Source organism: Solimonas sp. K1W22B-7 (assembly GCF_003428335.1).
In the GTDB taxonomy this organism is placed as follows: Bacteria; Pseudomonadota; Gammaproteobacteria; order Nevskiales; family Nevskiaceae; genus Solimonas_A.
In genome coordinates this window covers 1,763,878-1,780,931 of sequence record NZ_CP031704.1, presented here as the reverse complement: position 1 = coordinate 1,780,931, position 17,054 = coordinate 1,763,878, and the positions used below count along the sequence as shown (strand labels likewise).

Genomic DNA, 17,054 nt, shown 5'->3' with positions numbered 1-17,054 from the left:
AGGTAAGGCAGCTTATCCTTTTCTGGACAACTGTACAGTCAAAGTCCGGTGAAATGACCCTTTCGGCGTCCTATCATCCCCCTCATGCCCGAATTGCCAGACCTGACGGTCTACCTGGAGCGCATCGACGCCAGAGCGGGCGGCGGCGTGCTCCGGCAGCTGCGCATCGGCAATCCCTTCGTGCTGCGCACGGTGGCGCCGCCGTGCGAGGCCTTCGCCGGCCGGCGCCTGACCGGCACCCGCCGCATCGGCAAACGCCTGGTCCTGTCCTTCGAGGGCGGCCTGCATGCGGTGATCCACCTGATGGTGCTGGGCCGCCTGCGCTGGGCCAAGGCCGGCGCAGCCCTGCCGAAAGCCGGCGGGCTTGCCGCTTTCGACTTCGGGCAGGGCAGCCTGCTGCTGATCGAGCACGGCAAGAAGCGGCGCGCGGCGCTGCACCTGGTCGGCAGTGACGCGGAACTGGCGCCGTTCGACCGCGGCGGGCTGGAGGTGCTGGACGCCGGCTACGACGCCTTCCATGCCGCTCTGGTCCGCGAGAACCACACGCTCAAGCGGGCCCTGACCGACCCGCGCATCTTCGCCGGCATCGGCAACGCCTACTCCGACGAAATCCTGCACCGCGCGCAGTTGTCGCCGTTCCGGCAGACGCAGGCCCTGCCGCAAGACGAGGCCCGGCGCCTGTACGACGCGACGCGGGCGGTATTGCGGGAATGGACCGAACGCCTGCGCCGCGAGGCCGGCGAAAACTGGCCCGACAAGGTCACCGCCTTCCGCCCCGACATGGCGGTGCACGGCCGCTACAGGCTGCCCTGCCCGGTCTGCGGGGCTCCGGTGCAGCGCATCGTCTACGCCAGCAACGAGGCCAACTACTGCGCACGCTGCCAGACCGGCGGGCGCCTGCTGGCCGACCGGGCGCTGTCGCGGCTGCTGCACGACAGCTGGCCGAAGACGCTCGACGAACTGTGAGGCGGCAAGGCCCCTGGATCAGGACCTGGCCCGGCGCACTCAGGCGGCCTCCGTCGCAGCGACCAGGGAAGGGATGAGGCTCTAAGGCTCCGCCTTCCACACCAGCTTGCCGCCGCGGTCGATGTAGCCCCAGCGCCCGGCCGACGGGTTGAACCAGACCCGCGCCAGCCCGGCACTAAAGGGCTCGACCTGGGACACCCCCTCCAGCGGGCCGATCACCAGCTCGCCGGCAGCATCGACGTAGCCGTAGCCGGCGCGCGGCACCAGCACCGCGGCGCGGCCCTCGGAAAAGGACTCGGCCTGCTGGAAGCGCGCCGCACCGGACGGCTTGCCGTTGACGTCAATGTAGCCCCACTGGTGATTGCGGAAATCGCCCACCGCCACCGCGGCGCGCCCTTCGCTGTATTCCCTGGCGCTGAAGAACTGCGGTGCCACGGCAAAGCCTCCCTGGGCATCGACGTAACCCCAGCCCTTGCCCTCCACGCGCACCGGTGTGCGCCCCTCGCGGAAGTCGGCGCCGGCGCGGTACTCCGGCGTCGGTTCGAGCACGGTCTTGCCCTGGCGGTCGATATAGCCATAGCCGTCCTTCAGCTGCACGCGGGCGCGGCCGTCGGAAAAGTTGTAGGCGTAGTTGAACTGCGCCGGGATCGCGAACTTCCCCTTGCGGTCGATATAGCCGTAGCCCTTGCCGGAGACCAGCACCACTGCCAGCCCCTCCTGGAAGCGGTAAGGCTTGTCGAACTGTGCCTCGATCAGCCATTTGCCGGCCGTGTCGATGCTGCCCCAGCGCCCGCCGACGCTGACCAGGGCCATGCCCTCGCTGAAGCCCTCGGCCTGGTCGTACTGCGCCGCGATCACGGCCGCGCCGCTGCGGTTGAGGTAGCCCAGCTTGCGGCCCATGCGGAACAGCGCCAGCCCCTCGGAAAACGGCCCCGCGATCAGCGAGGCCACGCTGACCTCCTGCGCGAACTCGCCGCTGCCGAGGCCGACTTTCGACTGCGGCGAGATGACGACCTTGCCGTCGACATCGATCACGCCCACCTTGCTTCCCAGCGCGGCAACCGCCAGGCCATCGGAAAAGCGCAGCTCGGCGTCGTACTGCGGCTCGATCACGACCTTGCCGCTGGCGTCGATCGCACCGTAGCGGTCGCCCTGGCGGATCGAGAAGCGCGCCGGCTCCCCGGCCGCCCAGGCCGGCAGCAGGACGCAAAGCAGCAGGGCCGGCAGCAACTTCGGCATTCCCCAATCCCCTCGTGGCGTCTGTATGCGCCGGTGGACCCAAGCATATGCGCTGAGAACCCTGCCCGCAGCCGTTGTCGGCGTGCGCCGCTCCCGCTAGGCTATGGGTGACGGATCGGCCCCAAGGGCGTGGCCGCAGCTCCGTCACCAGCCTGACCCCCGCGGACAACGGCGTCCCACCCAGGACGTCGGGCATTGCTGTGCCTCTTCCTTCCGCTTGGAGAATCAGAATGTTTCGCTGCAAGACCCGCTGCAAAGCCCTGTTCGTTGCCGCCGCCCTGACGGCTTCTTCCGCCGCCCTGGCGGACCGTCCCCTGCCCGGCCTCGACCTGATGGCCCCCGGCAGCAACGTCGTCGGCACGCCCGACTACGGCAAGGACGTCAAGATCACCGGCTCGGCCGAAGCCGCCTCGCCGGACAAGAACGGCGATGGTTTCCTCGACACCTCCGAGCTCGATCCGAACTCGCAGCTGGCCAAGCGCCTGCCGACCCGCGATGCCAACAAGGACGGCAAGCTGTCGCGCGACGAGTATTTTTTCAAGTAGCTACGGCCGCCTGGCGTGACGCCGCTAGCGTCGCGCCAGGCGATACAGCTTGCCATTGTAGCTGACGACATACAGCTCACCCGCGGCGTCCTCGCCCATGGAACTCGGGTAATCCAGGGTGGCGAACTGCGTCATGACGAGCCTGCCGGACACGGACCGCGCGTACCACACCTGGCCGGTGATGAAGTCCGCAAAGAAGTACAGCCCAACGGCCTCCGCGATCGCCGCGCTGCGGTAGACGTAGCCGCCGTTGACGCTGGCGCCGCCACCGCCATGCCCGTACTCCAGTGCTGGCGGACGATGGCCGGACGGTGCCGTTCCGCAGAGCGTACCTTCACAGCTGCTCCAGCCGAAGTTGCCGCCGCGCTCCACCCGGTCGATCTCCTCGCGCGTGTTTTCGCCGACGTCGCCGAGCCATAGCTGTCCGTTCGCACGGTCGAAGCTGGCGCGCCAGGGATTGCGGAACCCATAGGCCCAGATTTCCGGTCGCGCGCCTGCGGTGCCGACAAAGGGGTTGTCGGCGGGAGCCGAGCCGCTGGTGGTGATGCGCAGCACCTTGCCCTGCAGCACGTCCAGCCGCTGCCCGTTGCCCGGCTGCAGATGGTCCCCCACGGTGACATAGAGATGGCCGTCGGGACCGAAACCGATCCAGCCGCCGTTGTGCGCCCCGCTACGCCCCAGTTCCAGCAGCACCTGCTCGGAAGAAACATCGAGGCTGTCGCGCGAAAGCGCGTGGAAGCGGGACACCACCTGGCCGCGGCTGCGGGAAACGTAGTGCAGGTAGACATAGCCGTTGCTGGCGAAGCCGGGATCGAAGGCCATGCCCAGCAGGCCGCTCTCGCCCCCCGAATCCACATCCAGGGAAATGTCGACGAACGTGGCCGCAGCCGTCACGGCATCGTCGTTGGCGAAAACCCGGATGCGCCCGGCCTGCTCGACCAGGTACAGGCGGCTGTCGTCGCCACGCTCCGCCAGAAGGAACACGGGGTCATCGAAGCTCAGTGCCGGAAAGGCCTCGACCAGTTCCAGCGGCAAGGGCTTGTCGTCATCGCGCAGCGTGAGCGTGCTGGTGACGAGGGACCCCAGCGTCGCGCCCAGGGGATCGGACAGCCGCAGGACCAGGGTTTCGCTGTCCTCCTGGGCAGAGTCGTTGAGCGGCCGCACGGCAAAGGTCTTGACGGCCCCGTCGCCATCGGCCCAGGACAGCGTGCCGCCGAACGCGGCGTAGTCCGAGCCCGCCACCGCCGTGCCCCCCGCCGCGGCATAGCGGACCGACACCGCGCCGTCGATGCCCCCGGTGCGGGTCACCGCGATCGTGACGCTGCCGGCGGTTTCGTCGGCGTCCTGGGCGGCCGCGCCAAACTGCAGCGTGCCCGTCTGCGCCGGCTCGTTGTCCAGGATCGTCAGCGACACCGACGCCGTACCCAGGACCGCTCCGCCGGTGGCTGCGGACAGGCGCAGGCCCAGCTTCTTGTTCCGGTCGCGCACGGCGTCGTCCAGGATCGGCACGGCGAAGGTCTTCGTACCGACGTCGCCATCCGCCCAGGACAGCTTGCCGCTCACCGCGGTGTATTCGGTCCCGGTCCGCGCGGTGTCGTCGGCGGTGGCATAGGACAGTCCAACAGCACCATTGCTGCCGCCGCTGCGCGTCACGGTCACCAGCGCCGTGCCCGCGTTCTCCGCCACCTGGTAGGCGACAGCCCCGAACTGCAGCCGGCCCGGCTGCGGCTTCTCGTTGTCCTGGATCGTCAGCGTCACCCGCCGCCTCGTGCCGAGGCTTGCCCCGCCGGTGGGCGCGGACAGTTCCAGGACCAGGGTGCGGCTGCCATCGAGCCGGTCGTTGTCGACAAGCTGTATCAGGACGACATTGCTCCCCTCCTCGCGATCGCCCCAGGCCAGCGTGCCGCTGCTGGCGATGTAGTCCGTCCCCGCAGCGGCATTGCCGTCCACAACCGCGTAGGAAACGCCGACGGCGCCATCACTGCCACCCGTGCGCTGCACCCGGATCTGCACCGTACCCTGGTCCTCGACCACCGAGTAGGACGCGGCTTCGAACTGCAACTGCCCCGGCACCGCCGGGTCGTCGTCGCGAATCGTCAGCGTCGCCTGCGAGGGACTGGCGAGCGCCGCGCCGCCGACCGGCGCGGACAGCGACAGCAGGACGGTCTCGTCGCCTTCGCGCAGGGCATCGTTGACGATCGGCACCGTGATGCTGCGCGGCGCGGCATCTCCCGCAGGCCACTCCAGCCGCCCCTGCACCGCGGCGTGATCGCCGGGCGCGGCAGCACTGCCTCCGCCGCTGGCGTAGGCCACGCTGACCGCACCATCGCTGCCGCCGAGGCGCTGCACGCTGACGACCACGCTGCCAGCGTTCTCCGCGGCGCTGTAGCTCGCAGCACCAAAGCTGAACTGCCCTGCATGCAGAACCGGAGCCTCTTCGCCGCCCCCACCACCACCGCCGCAGGCACCCAAAAGCAAGCCCAGCAGCATCAAGACTCGTTTCATTCGATCAAGGGATTCGTGTGAATGCACCTTCACATTACCATGGCCACAGTCCACCGCGCCTGCCCCATGACCGCCCTCGATCTCTCTTTCGTCCGCCGCCAGTTTCCCGCCTTCGCCGAGCCCTCGCTGCAGGGACAGGCGTTCTTCGAGAATGCCGGCGGCTCCTACGCCTGCAGCCAGGTCATCGACCTGCTGCAGGAGTACTACCGGCGCCTGAAGGTCCAGCCCGGCTACTCCTACGCCGCGTCCGGCGAGGCCGGCGACTGGATGGAGCGCGCGCATGTCCGGCTGGCGGAGTACCTCGGCGTCGACGCCGACGAGTTGCACTTCGGCCCCTCCACCTCGCAGAACACCTACGTGCTGGCGCAGGCCTTCCGCGGGCTGCTGCGCGCGGGCGACGAGATCGTCGTCACCAACCAGGACCACGAAGCCAATACCGGCGCCTGGCGCCGCCTCGCCCAGGACGGGATCGTGGTGCGCGAGTGGCGCGTCGAGGCGGACACCGGCGCGCTGGATCCGGCGGCACTGGACGCGCTGCTGTGCGAACGCACGCGTCTGGTGGTATTCCCGCATTGCTCCAACATCGTCGCGCAGCTGAACCCGGTGGCCCGGATCACCGCGCAGGCACGCAGCGCCGGCGCACTCACCGTGGTCGACGGGGTCTCCTACGCACCGCATGGCCTGCCCGACCTGCGCGCGCTGGGCGCGGACATCTACCTGTTCTCGCTGTACAAGACCTTCGGCCCGCACCAGGGCCTGATGGCCCTGCGCCGCCCGCTGCTCGATCGGCTCGCCAACCAGGGGCACTACTTCAATGCCGTGTTGCCGCGCAAACGGCTGACGCCGGCCGGCCCGGACCATGCGCAGATCGCGGCATCACGCGGTATCGCCGAATACTTCGACGCCCTGGACGCGCATCACCATCCCGGTGCGGCGACCGCCGGCCGGCCACAGCGCGTGCGTGAGCTGCTGCACGACGCCGAGCAGCCGCTGCTGGCGCGCCTGCTCGACGGCCTCGAGCAGATTCCGGGACTGCGCGTTCTTGGCCCGCGCGATCCGGCCCGGCGCGCAGCGACCGTCGCCGTGCTACCGCTGCGCCAGACACCCGCGGCGCTGGTACCGCGCCTGGCCAGGGAAGGCCTGATGACGGCGGCCGGACACTTCTACGCGCTGCGCCTGCTGGAAGCGATGGGGGTGGACCCGGCCCAGGGCGTCCTGCGCCTGTCCTTCGTGCATTACAACAGCGCCGCGGAGATCGACCGCCTGCTCTCCGGCCTGGAACAGGCGCTGGCGGCGGGCTGACGTTCAGCCGCCGTTCGGGCAGGGCCGTGTTAAGTTCCGCCCGTATTTTCCAGCAATCTCCAGGGAGGAGATTCTCATGCACAAGGCAGCAGCAGTTTTCGTGGGTCTGTTCATGGTGTCGTCGGCAGGTTTCGCGGCCGATACCGGGGCAATCATCGGCGGCGCCATCGGCGGCGGCGCGGGCGCGGCGGTAGGTGACAGCGTCGGCGGGCGCAACGGCGCGATCATCGGCGGCGCCATCGGTGGCGCAGCCGGTGCGGCGATCGGCTCCAAGCCGGAGCCCGGCAAGACCGTCATCGTCCACGAGCACGACGATCACCATCACCACGACAAGCATCGTGGCCACGGCAAGCGCAAGCACAAGAAGCATCGCGACTGATCGGGATGCATCCCGAGGTCCCGAAGGCGCCGGTTTCCGGCGCCTTTCTTGTTGTGCCGGCGTAAAGGATGCGGCACCGCTGCGCCGGCGCAACGCTTTTGTCCTCCACGCTGCCGGGTTAGGCTCCGGCATCCACTTCCCGGAGCCCGCATGCGCTACGACCATATCCCGCCCGGTACCGTGCGCTTCTGGGCCTGGCTGGATTCCGCCGTGACCTGGATGCTGGCGCTGCCGCCGCTGGCGCCGAAGTTCATCGCCTCGATCTACTGGCTCAACGGCCTGCTCGGCGGCGACCCGGTGGCGCCGGCCTTCGAGCCGATCCACCTGCTGTTCGTCTGCCTGACCGGCTCGCTGGTGAGCGTCTGGGTGATCGCGCGCCTGCTGCACCCGGTGGGCCTGCTGGCGGTGATCGATGGCTGGGCCCGCCTCTACGTCGCCCTGGTGCTGGTCTGGGTGATCGTGGTCATGGGCGGACCTCCGGTATTGTGGCTGTTCGTATTCACCGAAGGCGCGGGCACCGTGGGCCAGCTGCGCGCCGCTTACCGCAGTACCGGAGCCAAAGCATGAGAATGGACAAGCTGCCTCCCTGGCAGCGCAACAACCCGGGCGATGCGAAGCCCAAGCCGCTGACGCCGGAGCAGAAGGCCGCCGCCATGGAACGCGCGGAGCGTGCTGGCCGGCCCTACCCGAACCTGATCGACGACATGTGGGCCACGCGGCGCAAGAAGTCGCCCGGAGAGCACCGCGAGTGAAGGCGGCGCGAATCGACGGCAGCCGCGCGCCGGAAGCAATGACCGCGGAACGCTGCGCGATCGCCGAGCTGTCGAACTCGGCGGAGGATCCCGGCCTTTCCATTGCCCGCGCCCGGGTCGCGCCGGGGGTGACCACGCGCTGGCACCGCCTGCACGGCATCGCCGAGCGCTATGTGATCCTGGAGGGTCGCGGCCGCGCCGAGGTCGATGAGCGGCCACCGCAGGAGATGCGGCCCGGCGACGTCCTGCTGATTCCGCCACTGAGCCGCCAGCGCATCACCAACACCGGGAGCGCCGATCTGGTGTTCCTGGCGTTGTGCACGCCGCGCTTCGAGTGGAGCGCCTATGAGGATGTCGACGAGGTGGCGCTCTAAGGAGCCAACGGGGGTTCGTTCACGGCCAGTGACGCGGCCGGTTCGGCCGGCGGCTCGCCCGAGGTCAGCGGGCATTGCGCGTAGCCCTGCGCGCCGGCCCAGGCCGGATCGGGGTACCAGGCAAAGACGAACTGGCCGTCCTTGAGCGCGTCGATCAGCTTCTGCGCCACGGCGGGACGCACCGCCGGGCAACCCCAGCTGCGCCCCAGGCGCCCCTGCTTGCCCGCCAGCCTGGCGTTGACGTACTGCGCACCATGGATCACCAGGGCACGCTCGTAGGCGCGGTCGTTGACGCCGGGCTCCAGCCCGGCCATGCGCAGCGAGTAGCCGTTGCGCCCGTCATAGGCTTCCAGCGTACGGAACGGCCCGAGGCTGGAGGTCAGGCTGTCCTGGTCGTTGGAGAAGCGGTTGGCGAGGTTGTCGCCGGAGTTGCGGCCATGGGCCACCAGCTCCCGGAACAGCAGCTTGCGCTTCTCCAGGTCGAACACCCAGAGCCGCCGCCGGGTCGAGGGCAGGGAGTAGTCGATCAGGGCCAGGTGACGCGCCGGCGCCATGCCGGCCGACTCGGCGCAGGCCAGGGCCGACAGCGCCGCCTTCAGGGCCTTGGGATTGACCTCCGGCGCAGCGCGGCGCAGGGCCTCGGCCGGCGGAGCCGCCGAGGCGCCAACGGCCACCGCAAGCAGGAAGGCGGCGGCGAGACACCGCCTGACAAAAGAATTCAGCATGGCGGCATGGTAGCGGGGACCGCGAACAGGGCAAAATCGCGCCGACGAGCGGGCGTCCACAGTCCGCCAGACAGACAGGGAGCGTCATGAACACATCCGCATTGCGCCGCGGCATCTCGGCTTTGCTGCTGGCCGCCTGCGCCCTGCCCGCCCCGGCCCAGGGTCTGCGCGAGGTGGTGCGCGAACGTGTCGAGCAGCTGCGCGACGCCGGCCCCTCGGGCCCGAAGCTGGAGGGTGTATCGCTGACCGAGGGCATCGCCCGCTTCTACGAGCAGCGCGATTTTGCGCCGGCCTGGAACGACCGCAGCCGCCAGGAAGCCCTGATCACGGAGCTGCGCGGCCTGGCCGCCGACGGGCTGGACCCGCGCGACTACGCCCTGGAGCAGGTCGAAAAGGGCCCGGCCTCCGCCGACCCCGACGGCATCGCCGCCTATGACCTGGCCACCACGCGCTCCTACCTGCTTGCGCTGGCGCACCTGTTCCGCGGCAAGGTCGACCCCGGCAGCCTCGACGCGCAGTGGAACTTCGACGCACGCACGATGACCCCGGACCAGGCGCTGGGCTACATGGTCGACGCCGTGAAGACCGGCAACATCGCCGCCGTGTTCAAGGGTGCCCGGCCGGACCACCCGGCCTATGAGCGCCTGCGTGCCGCGCTGGCGCGCCTGCGCGCGGTGGAAGCCGCCGGCGGCTGGACCACGATCCCGGGCGGCCCGGCCCTCAAGCCCGGCGTGGACGATCCGCGCGTGGCCCTGCTGCGCAAGCGCCTGGCCGCCACCGGCGACATCGATGCCGCGGCCAACGACGGCTCGACGCTGTACGACGCGACCCTGGAAGCCGCCGTGAAGTGCTTCCAGCAGGAGCAATACCTGGATGCCGATGGCGCCATCGGCCCCGGCACGCGCAACGCCCTCAACGTGCCGGTCGCCCGGCGCATCGACCAGGTCCGCGTCAACCTCGAGCGCGGCCGCTGGCTGCTGCACGAGCTGCACGACGACTTCGTGCTGGTGGACATCGCCGGCTTCCACATCAACCTGTTCCGCAAGGGCGAGTCGGTCTGGTCCTCGCGCGTGCAGGTCGGCAAGCCCTACCGCAGCAGCCCGGTGTTCAAGTCCGAAATCACCTACCTGACCCTGAACCCCACCTGGACCGTGCCGCCGACGATCCTGCGCGAGGACGTTCTGCCCAAGGTCCGCCGCGATCCGAAGTACCTGGAACGCAACCGCATCCGCGTGCTGGACGCGGCCGGCCAGGAGCTGGACCCGAAGAAGGTCAACTGGGCCAAGCCCGGGGCGATCACACTGCGGCAGGACTCCGGCGAGGGCAATTCGCTGGGCCGTGCGGTAATCCGCTTCGCCAACCCCTATGCCGTCTACCTGCACGACACGCCCCACCGCGAACTGTTCGGCGCCAGCCAGCGTGCCTTCAGCTCCGGCTGCATCCGCGTGGAGAACGTGCTGGAACTGGTGCGCCTGCTGCTCAACGACCCGGCCTGGGACCCGGCCGCGATCGACGCGACCCTGGCCAACCCGGCGACGCGCAGCGTCAGGCTGGCCAAATCCGTCCCGATCCTGCTGGCCTACTGGACCATCGACGTGCCGGAGAACGGCCGCGTGGGGTTCAAGGCCGACATCTACGACCGCGACCCACCGCTGCTGCAGGCCCTGGCCGCGCGGCCAAAGTTGTAGGGCCATCACGGCCTTATCATGGCTCCATGAGCACCGACTGCATCGTCTACCGCTGTGGCCGCCAGGACGAGATGTACCTGTACCTGCGCGCCGACCTGAAGCCCGAGGACCTGCCCGAGGCGCTGCGGCGCCTCACCGGCAAGCTGACCCAGGCGATGCAACTGAGCCTGGCGCCGGAACGGCGGCTGGCACGCGTCGATGTCGCCCAGGTGCTGGAGAAGCTGGCGGCGCCGGGCTACTACATCCAGATGCCGCCCGACGGCATCCTCAAGGCGAACCTGCACTTCGGCGACTGAATCCCGTGGCTTGAAACCCGGGCTAGGCTTCGCCGTCCTCGGGCCCGCGCCGCAGCTGCTGCTTGCCCTTGGCGATCAGTTCGCGCGCCAGGCGCTTGGGCAGGTACATCTTCTCCGGCTTGGGCAGCGTGGTGGAGTCGTCGATCAGCGCCTTGATCGCCAGCAGGCGGTAGACCATCTCCTGCTCGGCCGCGGCCTTCAGTTCCTGTCCCGGCTGCAGCAAGGTGGAAAACACGTTGGCGCCGGCGCCGTGATTGCTGATCTCGCGGCCGCTGGCGGTGTCGTAGATCGCGATCCAGCGCTGCTCCGGTGCCGGTCCACCCTCGCCCAGCGAGCCGGCGGTGCCCGCCGCCACGGTGATCGCCACCGGCCAGGGCGTGTAGTTGGCATAGATCGGTGCCTTGGCGGCCTTGGGCTGCCAGGTCCGCTGCAGCGTGGCTTCCTGGGTGCACAGATCGATCGTCGACAGGGTCATCCGCTCACTCCCATGCGCGGCAGCGCCGCTGTGGCTGCATGATAGACCGCAGGCGGCACTCGCGGCATATTCCGTCGCGGCCCCGGCCGGGTTAGGCTGGGCGCAGGTCCACCATTCATGCCCTGGGGGCGCGCAACATGCCGGCACAGGTGCTGATCGACAACCCCTACGTCACGCTCTGGTACCACCCGGAGACGAAGATCGTGCATCACCAGATGCACCGCTTCATCGTCGAGTCGGTGTTCCGCGAGTTCCTGCAGGCCGGGACGCAGGCGATGAAGCAGCACGGCGCCTGCAAGTGGCTGTCCGACGACCGCAAGAACCCGGTGCTGGCGCAGTCGCTGCATGACTGGGCGCGCGACCACTGGTTTCCGCAGACCCGCAAGGCCGGCTGGAAGTACTGGGCCATCGTCGCGCCGGAGGAAGAACTGGGCCAATGGACCATGCAGCGCGCCGTGGACGAGTACCGCGCGATGGGCATCACCGCGAAGTACTTCAGCGATCCCGACGAGGCCCTGCGCTGGCTGCAGACCGTCGATGCCCCGTCATCGCTCGAAGCCTGATGGCCCTGCCGATCCCTCCGGAGTTCCGATGCACGCTGGCATCCTGGTCGCACTGACGCTCCTGACGATGGCCGCCTGCAAGCAGGCGCCGCCACCCGCCGAGACATCCGCAGCCAAGACCGCGGTCGCCGCCACGCCTGCGGATGCGCCTCCGGCAGCCGGCCGTTGTGCCGGCTGGCGTGCCCGCCTGGGCAAGGACCCGGAGAAGACCCAGAGCGTGGAAACCTGCCTGCGGAAGATGGCCTTGCGCGACCGCGTCGCGGCGGTCGCCGAAGCGCGCATCCTGCTCGACTGGAAGCTGCCGCCGGACTCCGGACTCCAGCTGGTCGCCGTCACCCTGCAGCGCTTTCCCGAAGCGGCGGCGCTGGAAACATTCATGCAGGAGACCGGCCTGCAGTTGAAGGCTGCACCCACCGAAGCTCGCGAAAGCTGGGCGCCGCTCACCATCGCCGACCACCTGGCGGAACGGGGACAGGTCCTGGGCTTCGACGTGGAGACCGGCATGTTCCCCAACGCCCACGAGGGCCTGATGGGGGAGCTGGCCCAGTTGGCAGGGCCGCCGATGTCATGGGCGAAGTTCAGCGAAGTTCCGCCAGGGGATCCCGACGACACCAGCCTGCCCTACCGCCTGCGCGCCAGGCTCGGCATCAAGAACTACGACGTTGCCGCCCGCAACTTCGGTGACTGGTACGACGTCGCCAGCGTGCTGGACCTGCTCAACCTGATGTCCGAGGACGCCGGCAGCCAGGCTCGCTTTTTCAGCCTGCCCACCGGCGACCAGACCGCGCAGGTGCTGGTGGCCGACCGCCAGGTCATCGCCGGCCTGGTCGAAAGCGGCCTGCTGCAACTGCAGGCGCCGGACCGGTCGCGGGAAGCCGGCCAGGCTTACGAGGCGGAGGCCCTGGGCAAGTTCAGACAGGAGATCCGGGCACAGTGAGCATCACGGACGAAGGGCAGGAACCATGACGGCTGCGACGCGGAAATTCGTCTTCCTGACCGGCGGCTCCGGCTTCCTCGGCCGCCAGCTGATCACCTCGCTGACCGGCGCCGGCTACAGCGTGCGCGCGCTGGTGCGCTCGGCACAGGCCGCCACCACCGTGCAGGCACTGGGCGCGGAACCGGTCAGCGGCGACCTCGACGACATGGCGGCGATGCGTGGCGGGATGGCCGGCTGCGTCGGCGCGATCCACTCCGCTGCCAAGGTCGGCGGCTGGGGCCCCTGGGAGGAATTCCTGCGCGACACCGTGCAAGGCACCGAGCATGTCATCGCCGCCGCCCGCGCAGCGGGACTGCCGCGCCTGGTCCACATCAGCACCGAGGCCGTGCTGGCCGACGGCCAGCCGATCATCGAGGCCGACGAAACGCGGCCGCTGCCGCAGAAGCCCAACGGCGCCTACCCACGCTCCAAGGGCATGGCCGAGCAACGTGTTCTCGCAGCCAACGGCGACGGCCTGGCCACGGTGGTGGTGCGTCCGCGCTTCATCTGGGGCAAGGGCGACACCACGCTGGCGCCGAGGCTCGCCGAGGCGGCGCGGCGCGGCTGGGTCTGGTTCGGCGGCGGCGCGCACCGCAGCTCCACCTGCCATGTGCGCAACGTCGCGCATGGCGTGATCCTGGCCATGGAGCGCGGCGGTCCTGGCGAGATCTACTTCCTCACCGACGGTGCGCCGCAGCAGTTCCGCGACTTCATCGGCCGCCTGATCCGCACCCAGGGCGTGGAACCCGGCGAGCGCAACGCACCGCTATGGCTGGCCGACGCGATGGCCGCGGTCTGCGAAACCGCCTGGAGCCTGCTGCCGCTCCAGGGCGAACCGCCGCTGACGCGAACAACCCTGAACCTGTTCTTCCGCGAAGTGACCGTGCGCGACGACAAGGCCCGGCAGCAACTGGGCTACCGCCCGGTGATCAGCGTGGACGAAGGCCTGCGGGAGTTGCAGGCCGCAATCCGCTGAAGCTCTCGTTGTAGGAGCGGGCTTGCTCGCGACCCGGTGCGAGAGGTCACGAGCAGGCTCGCTCCTACAGACGTGGACCTCTCAGCCCATGTGGAAGAAATTCAGTTTGTTTCCGTCGGGGTCGCGGAAATACGCGGCATAGAAAGTGTCGCCGCGCGGGCCCGGCTTGCCCTCGTCGGTCGCGCCCAGTTCCATCGCCTTGGCGTAGAGCTTGTCGACGTCGGCCTTGCTGCCGGCCGCCATGGCCACCATGACACCGTTGCCGACCGTGGCCGGCTTGCCGTCGAAGGGCTTGGCGATGGCCAGCGCCGCGGCGCCGGGCTTGCCCCAGACCACGAAGCCTTCGAAGTCCATCATGCGCCTGGCGCCCAACTCGCCCAGCAGCGCGTCGTAGAAGCGCGCCGCGCGCGCGAAATCGTTGGTCCCCACCGTCACGTATCCGATCATGTCGCTCTCTCCGGTTTTATTGAGTTCTGATCCGGCCGCAAGCTAGTCGCGCGTCGTGGCGGCGGTCAAGTCGCGGCGGCACGCGCGGCCCTGCGTTCTGGCGCGTACGGCTCTTTGCAACCCGGCCCCTGCCGGGGACACTGTGGGCACTACAACAGTACTAGGGGAGAAACGCATGGCACTGAACGGATTCCTGCTGATCACCGGCCTGATCTTCGCGGCCCTGGGCGTTTACACGCTGGCCGATCCGCAGGCGGCGATGGACGCGGGCCGGCTGGGACTGAAGCTCGACTCGGTCGCGGCCTACAGCCAGATGCGCGGCGCCGGCGGCGGCACGACGCTGGCGGTGGGCCTGTTGCTGCTGGCCTCGGTGACGCGCGCCTCGCTGGAGCGCCCGGCGCTGTGGGCTGTGGTCGCGGTCCTGGGCGGCCTGGAAGCCGGGCGCCTGGTCAGCCTGCTGGTGGACGGCGTGCCGCCGCCGAACGTCGCCGTGGGCATGCTGTTCGAGAATCTCGGCCTGTGGCAGGCGGTGTACTGGCTGCAGCAGGATCCGGCCTCCACGGCATGACTACCGGATAAGGGTGGCCCGCACGCGCCCCGATGATGGGATACTCCCGGCCAGCAAACAAAAAAGAAGGTCAGGGATGCCGTACCGAGGGAAGTTTCAATGATGGCGCCGCTCGGTCCGCGGGTGCCGCAGCGCGGCAATGCCTTTTCGCGCGGCCTCGGCCGGCTGGTGCTGCGCCTGATGGGCTGGCGCGTGGACGGCGGCGTGCCGGATGCACCCAAGATGGTGCTCATCGGCGCGCCTCACACCACCAACATGGACGGCGTCATCGCGTTCGCCATCCTGATCAGCCTGGGCATCCGCGCCAGCACCATGATCAAGGACAGCGCCTTCCGCGGCTTCGGCGGCGTGGTCCTGCGCTGGCTCGGCGCGGTGCCGGTGAACCGCAAGAGCCCCAAGGGCGTCGTCGAGCAAAGCGTCGACGCCTTCAACGACAACCCGCAGTTCGTGCTGCTGCTGGCGCCGGAAGGGACCCGCTCCGCGCCCAAGGCCTGGAAGCGCGGCTTCCATCACGTGGCCTACGGTGCCGGCGTGCCGATCGTGGCCGCGGCGATCGACTACCAGCGCAAGCTCGTCACGTTCGGACCGCCGCTGCAGCCGACCAGCGACTACGAGGCCGACGTCGGCAAGCTGCAGGACTACGTGGCCGCCCATTCATCGCCGCGGCACGCCGAGCGGCTGTCCAAGCCGATCGCCGATCGCCAGGGCCGTCCCTGGTCCGGGGGCGGCGGTAGCAGCAGCGAAGACTGATTCCCCCGACAGGAGCGGCGCGCATGAGCATCGAGATTCCCGGATTCACATGCAGCCCGCTGAGCCTGGACGGCGAACGGCGCGACGTCTACCGCCGCGGCCAGGGCCGCGCGGTGATCGTGATGTCGGAGGTGCCTGGGATCACGCCGCAGGTGGCGCGCTTCGCCACCCGCGTCGCCGACGCCGGCTTCTCGGTGTGGATGCCGCAGCTGTTCGGCACGCCGCTGGAGCCGGTCACCCCGCTCACCGCAGCCCGCACCATCGCCCGCGTCTGCATCAGCCGCGAGTTCCGCCTGCTCGCCGCCAACCAGTCCAGCCCCATCGTCGACTGGCTGCGTGCGCTGGCGCGCCACGCCCATGCCGAATGCGGCGGCCCCGGTGTCGGTAGCGTGGGCATGTGCCTGACCGGAAACTTTGGCCTGGCGCTGATGCTCGATGCCCCGGTAATCGCACCGGTGCTGGCGCAGCCTTCCCTGCCCGGCGGCTTGAGCCACGCCCAGCGCTCCGGCCTGCATGCCTCGCCCGAGGAGATCGCCGCGGCGCATGACAAGATCGACAAGCAGGGCGCGCGCATCCTCGGCCTGCGTTTCGACGGCGACCCGATGTGCCGTGCCGAGCGCTTCGAGCGCCTGCAGGGCGAGTTCGGCGCGGCCTTCGAAGCCATCGTCGTACCGTCCAACCGTGCCAATCCGCAGGCGATGAAGCCGGCGCACAGCGTGATGACCACGCACCTGATCGACCGCGAAGGCGAACCCACCCGCGCCGCGCTGGATCGTACCCTCGCCTTCCTGCGCGAGCAGCTGAACCGCGACTGAGCAGGGCCTCCATTCAGACGCCGTTCACCGGGTCTTGGGATGATGTCCGGGCGGCCAATCGCGGCCGCCGTCGTTGCGCAAGGAGGCTGCAATGGACACGACATTGGCTCAGGAAGAGGCCCGGCGCATCGCCCAGCACAATGCGCTGAAAAACCGGCTGGAAACGCGGGTGGACTCGCAGATCGCGGCGCAGGCGCAGGACACCCTGGCCAACCAGCAGCCGCGCATCGACGCGGTTGCATCGGACATGCAGCGCAAGCTGATAGACGAAGTTTCAGAGCGCGAACGCGAGGTCGGCCAGATGCGCGCCACGGCGCGTGTCGGGCAGGTGGTCGACTACGTCTTCTGGGTGACCTACTCGCTGCTGGGCCTGCGCTTCGTGCTCGCCCTGATGGGGGCAAGGGAGGGCGCCGGCTTCGTGCGCTTCATCAAGGGCATCACCGAGCCGCTGTACCTGCCCTTCAAGGGCATCGTCGGCGCCCCGGCACTGGAGACCGGCGGAACACTGGCCCTGCCGCTGCTGATCGCCGTGGGCGTCTACGCCCTGGTGCACCTGGCGATCAAGGGCCTGCTGCGTCTCTGGGCCCAGCGCCGTACCGAGATCTGAAACCCGGCTGCACCGAAGCACCGAGGGCGGCGTTCGGCGAGACGGATGTCTACTGGACATCCGTCTGCCTCACCTACATGACGCTGCCGCCCATCTGTGATTTGAT

Annotated in this window: 21 protein-coding genes; 16 read left to right on the top strand and 5 right to left on the bottom strand. The window is 69.3% G+C overall.

The window, feature by feature from the left end; all coding sequences use genetic code 11:
- Nucleotides 1-84 precede the first annotated feature (84 nt).
- Nucleotides 85-966 (top strand): Fpg/Nei family DNA glycosylase, encoded by an 882-nt coding sequence (locus D0B54_RS08230; RefSeq protein ID WP_117290858.1) that lies wholly within the window; start codon nucleotides 85-87, stop codon nucleotides 964-966.
- An 81-nt stretch (nucleotides 967-1,047) separates the two neighbouring features.
- Here the strand turns inward: D0B54_RS08230 and D0B54_RS08225 are convergent, their stop codons facing one another.
- Complete coding sequence (locus tag D0B54_RS08225; protein ID WP_117290857.1) at nucleotides 1,048-2,205, bottom strand: WG repeat-containing protein; 1,158 nt, start codon at nucleotides 2,203-2,205, stop codon at nucleotides 1,048-1,050.
- A 230-nt stretch (nucleotides 2,206-2,435) separates the two neighbouring features.
- Here D0B54_RS08225 and D0B54_RS25300 point away from each other — a divergent pair, with 230 nt between their 5' ends.
- Nucleotides 2,436-2,750: a hypothetical protein gene (locus tag D0B54_RS25300; protein ID WP_162932298.1), complete on the top strand. Its 315-nt coding sequence runs from the start codon at nucleotides 2,436-2,438 to the stop codon at nucleotides 2,748-2,750.
- A 24-nt stretch (nucleotides 2,751-2,774) separates the two neighbouring features.
- On the opposite strand, the gene D0B54_RS08215 is transcribed toward D0B54_RS25300, so the two are convergent.
- The gene (locus tag D0B54_RS08215; protein WP_117290856.1) at nucleotides 2,775-5,255 is read right to left on the bottom strand and encodes a Calx-beta domain-containing protein; all 2,481 of its coding nucleotides are present in this window, start codon (nucleotides 5,253-5,255) and stop codon (nucleotides 2,775-2,777) included.
- 66 nt (nucleotides 5,256-5,321) lie between these two features.
- On the opposite strand from D0B54_RS08215, the gene D0B54_RS08210 reads away from it, so the two are divergent.
- From D0B54_RS08210 to D0B54_RS08190, 5 genes are all read left to right on the top strand, one after another.
- Nucleotides 5,322-6,557, top strand: a complete 1,236-nt coding sequence (locus tag D0B54_RS08210; RefSeq protein ID WP_117290855.1) for an aminotransferase class V-fold PLP-dependent enzyme — start codon at nucleotides 5,322-5,324, stop codon at nucleotides 6,555-6,557.
- Nucleotides 6,558-6,633: 76 nt separating this feature from the next.
- Complete coding sequence (locus D0B54_RS24230; protein WP_162932081.1) at nucleotides 6,634-6,936, top strand: glycine zipper domain-containing protein; 303 nt, start codon at nucleotides 6,634-6,636, stop codon at nucleotides 6,934-6,936.
- A 150-nt stretch (nucleotides 6,937-7,086) separates the two neighbouring features.
- Entirely contained in the window at nucleotides 7,087-7,503 is a 417-nt protein-coding gene (locus D0B54_RS08200; RefSeq protein WP_117290854.1) for a hypothetical protein, read from the top strand.
- Nucleotides 7,500-7,688 carry a hypothetical protein gene (locus tag D0B54_RS08195; RefSeq protein ID WP_117290853.1) on the top strand — a complete coding sequence of 63 codons (189 nt, stop codon included), beginning with the start codon at nucleotides 7,500-7,502 and terminating at the stop codon, nucleotides 7,686-7,688. Before D0B54_RS08200 ends, D0B54_RS08195 begins: the two co-directional genes overlap by 4 nt.
- Nucleotides 7,689-7,726: 38 nt before the next feature.
- Nucleotides 7,727-8,062 (top strand): cupin domain-containing protein, encoded by a 336-nt coding sequence (locus tag D0B54_RS08190; protein ID WP_117295116.1) that lies wholly within the window; start codon nucleotides 7,727-7,729, stop codon nucleotides 8,060-8,062.
- Here the strand turns inward: D0B54_RS08190 and D0B54_RS08185 are convergent.
- Nucleotides 8,059-8,787 (bottom strand): murein L,D-transpeptidase catalytic domain family protein, encoded by a 729-nt coding sequence (locus D0B54_RS08185; RefSeq protein WP_117290852.1) that lies wholly within the window; start codon nucleotides 8,785-8,787, stop codon nucleotides 8,059-8,061. The two genes, D0B54_RS08190 and D0B54_RS08185, sit on opposite strands and share 4 nt — an antisense overlap.
- Nucleotides 8,788-8,873: 86 nt before the next feature.
- Here D0B54_RS08185 and D0B54_RS08180 point away from each other — a divergent pair, with 86 nt between their 5' ends.
- Together D0B54_RS08180 and D0B54_RS08175 are read left to right on the top strand one after the other, a co-directional pair.
- Nucleotides 8,874-10,475 (top strand): L,D-transpeptidase family protein, encoded by a 1,602-nt coding sequence (locus D0B54_RS08180; RefSeq protein ID WP_162932297.1) that lies wholly within the window; start codon nucleotides 8,874-8,876, stop codon nucleotides 10,473-10,475.
- A 26-nt stretch (nucleotides 10,476-10,501) separates the two neighbouring features.
- Nucleotides 10,502-10,771: a YcgL domain-containing protein gene (locus tag D0B54_RS08175; RefSeq protein WP_117290850.1), complete on the top strand. Its 270-nt coding sequence runs from the start codon at nucleotides 10,502-10,504 to the stop codon at nucleotides 10,769-10,771.
- Nucleotides 10,772-10,793: 22 nt separating this feature from the next.
- Here the strand turns inward: D0B54_RS08175 and D0B54_RS08170 are convergent, their stop codons facing one another.
- Nucleotides 10,794-11,246 carry a hypothetical protein gene (locus D0B54_RS08170; protein WP_117290849.1) on the bottom strand — a complete coding sequence of 151 codons (453 nt, stop codon included), beginning with the start codon at nucleotides 11,244-11,246 and terminating at the stop codon, nucleotides 10,794-10,796.
- Nucleotides 11,247-11,383: 137 nt separating this feature from the next.
- Here D0B54_RS08170 and D0B54_RS08165 point away from each other — a divergent pair, with 137 nt between their 5' ends.
- The 3 genes from D0B54_RS08165 to D0B54_RS08155 are packed head-to-tail and all read left to right on the top strand — an operon-like array spanning nucleotide 11,384 to nucleotide 13,761.
- Nucleotides 11,384-11,809 (top strand): hypothetical protein, encoded by a 426-nt coding sequence (locus D0B54_RS08165; RefSeq protein ID WP_117290848.1) that lies wholly within the window; start codon nucleotides 11,384-11,386, stop codon nucleotides 11,807-11,809.
- A gap of 28 nt (nucleotides 11,810-11,837) precedes the next feature.
- Entirely contained in the window at nucleotides 11,838-12,746 is a 909-nt protein-coding gene (locus D0B54_RS08160) for a hypothetical protein (protein WP_117290847.1), read from the top strand.
- 25 nt (nucleotides 12,747-12,771) lie between these two features.
- Nucleotides 12,772-13,761: an NAD-dependent epimerase/dehydratase family protein gene (locus D0B54_RS08155; protein ID WP_117290846.1), complete on the top strand. Its 990-nt coding sequence runs from the start codon at nucleotides 12,772-12,774 to the stop codon at nucleotides 13,759-13,761.
- Nucleotides 13,762-13,842: 81 nt separating this feature from the next.
- Here D0B54_RS08155 and D0B54_RS08150 read toward each other — a convergent pair whose 3' ends face one another.
- Nucleotides 13,843-14,208, bottom strand: a complete 366-nt coding sequence (locus tag D0B54_RS08150; RefSeq protein WP_117290845.1) for a VOC family protein — start codon at nucleotides 14,206-14,208, stop codon at nucleotides 13,843-13,845.
- A 175-nt stretch (nucleotides 14,209-14,383) separates the two neighbouring features.
- Here D0B54_RS08150 and D0B54_RS08145 point away from each other — a divergent pair, with 175 nt between their 5' ends.
- From D0B54_RS08145 to D0B54_RS08130, 4 genes are all read left to right on the top strand, one after another.
- Nucleotides 14,384-14,776, top strand: coding sequence for a DUF4345 domain-containing protein (locus tag D0B54_RS08145; protein WP_117290844.1), 393 nt, complete (start codon nucleotides 14,384-14,386; stop codon nucleotides 14,774-14,776).
- Between the two features lie 99 nt (nucleotides 14,777-14,875).
- Nucleotides 14,876-15,526, top strand: coding sequence for a 1-acyl-sn-glycerol-3-phosphate acyltransferase (locus D0B54_RS08140; RefSeq protein WP_117290843.1), 651 nt, complete (start codon nucleotides 14,876-14,878; stop codon nucleotides 15,524-15,526).
- A 23-nt stretch (nucleotides 15,527-15,549) separates the two neighbouring features.
- Complete coding sequence (locus D0B54_RS08135) at nucleotides 15,550-16,341, top strand: dienelactone hydrolase family protein (protein ID WP_117290842.1); 792 nt, start codon at nucleotides 15,550-15,552, stop codon at nucleotides 16,339-16,341.
- A 91-nt stretch (nucleotides 16,342-16,432) separates the two neighbouring features.
- Nucleotides 16,433-16,948, top strand: a complete 516-nt coding sequence (locus tag D0B54_RS08130) for a YggT family protein (RefSeq protein ID WP_117290841.1) — start codon at nucleotides 16,433-16,435, stop codon at nucleotides 16,946-16,948.
- Nucleotides 16,949-17,054 lie beyond the last annotated feature (106 nt).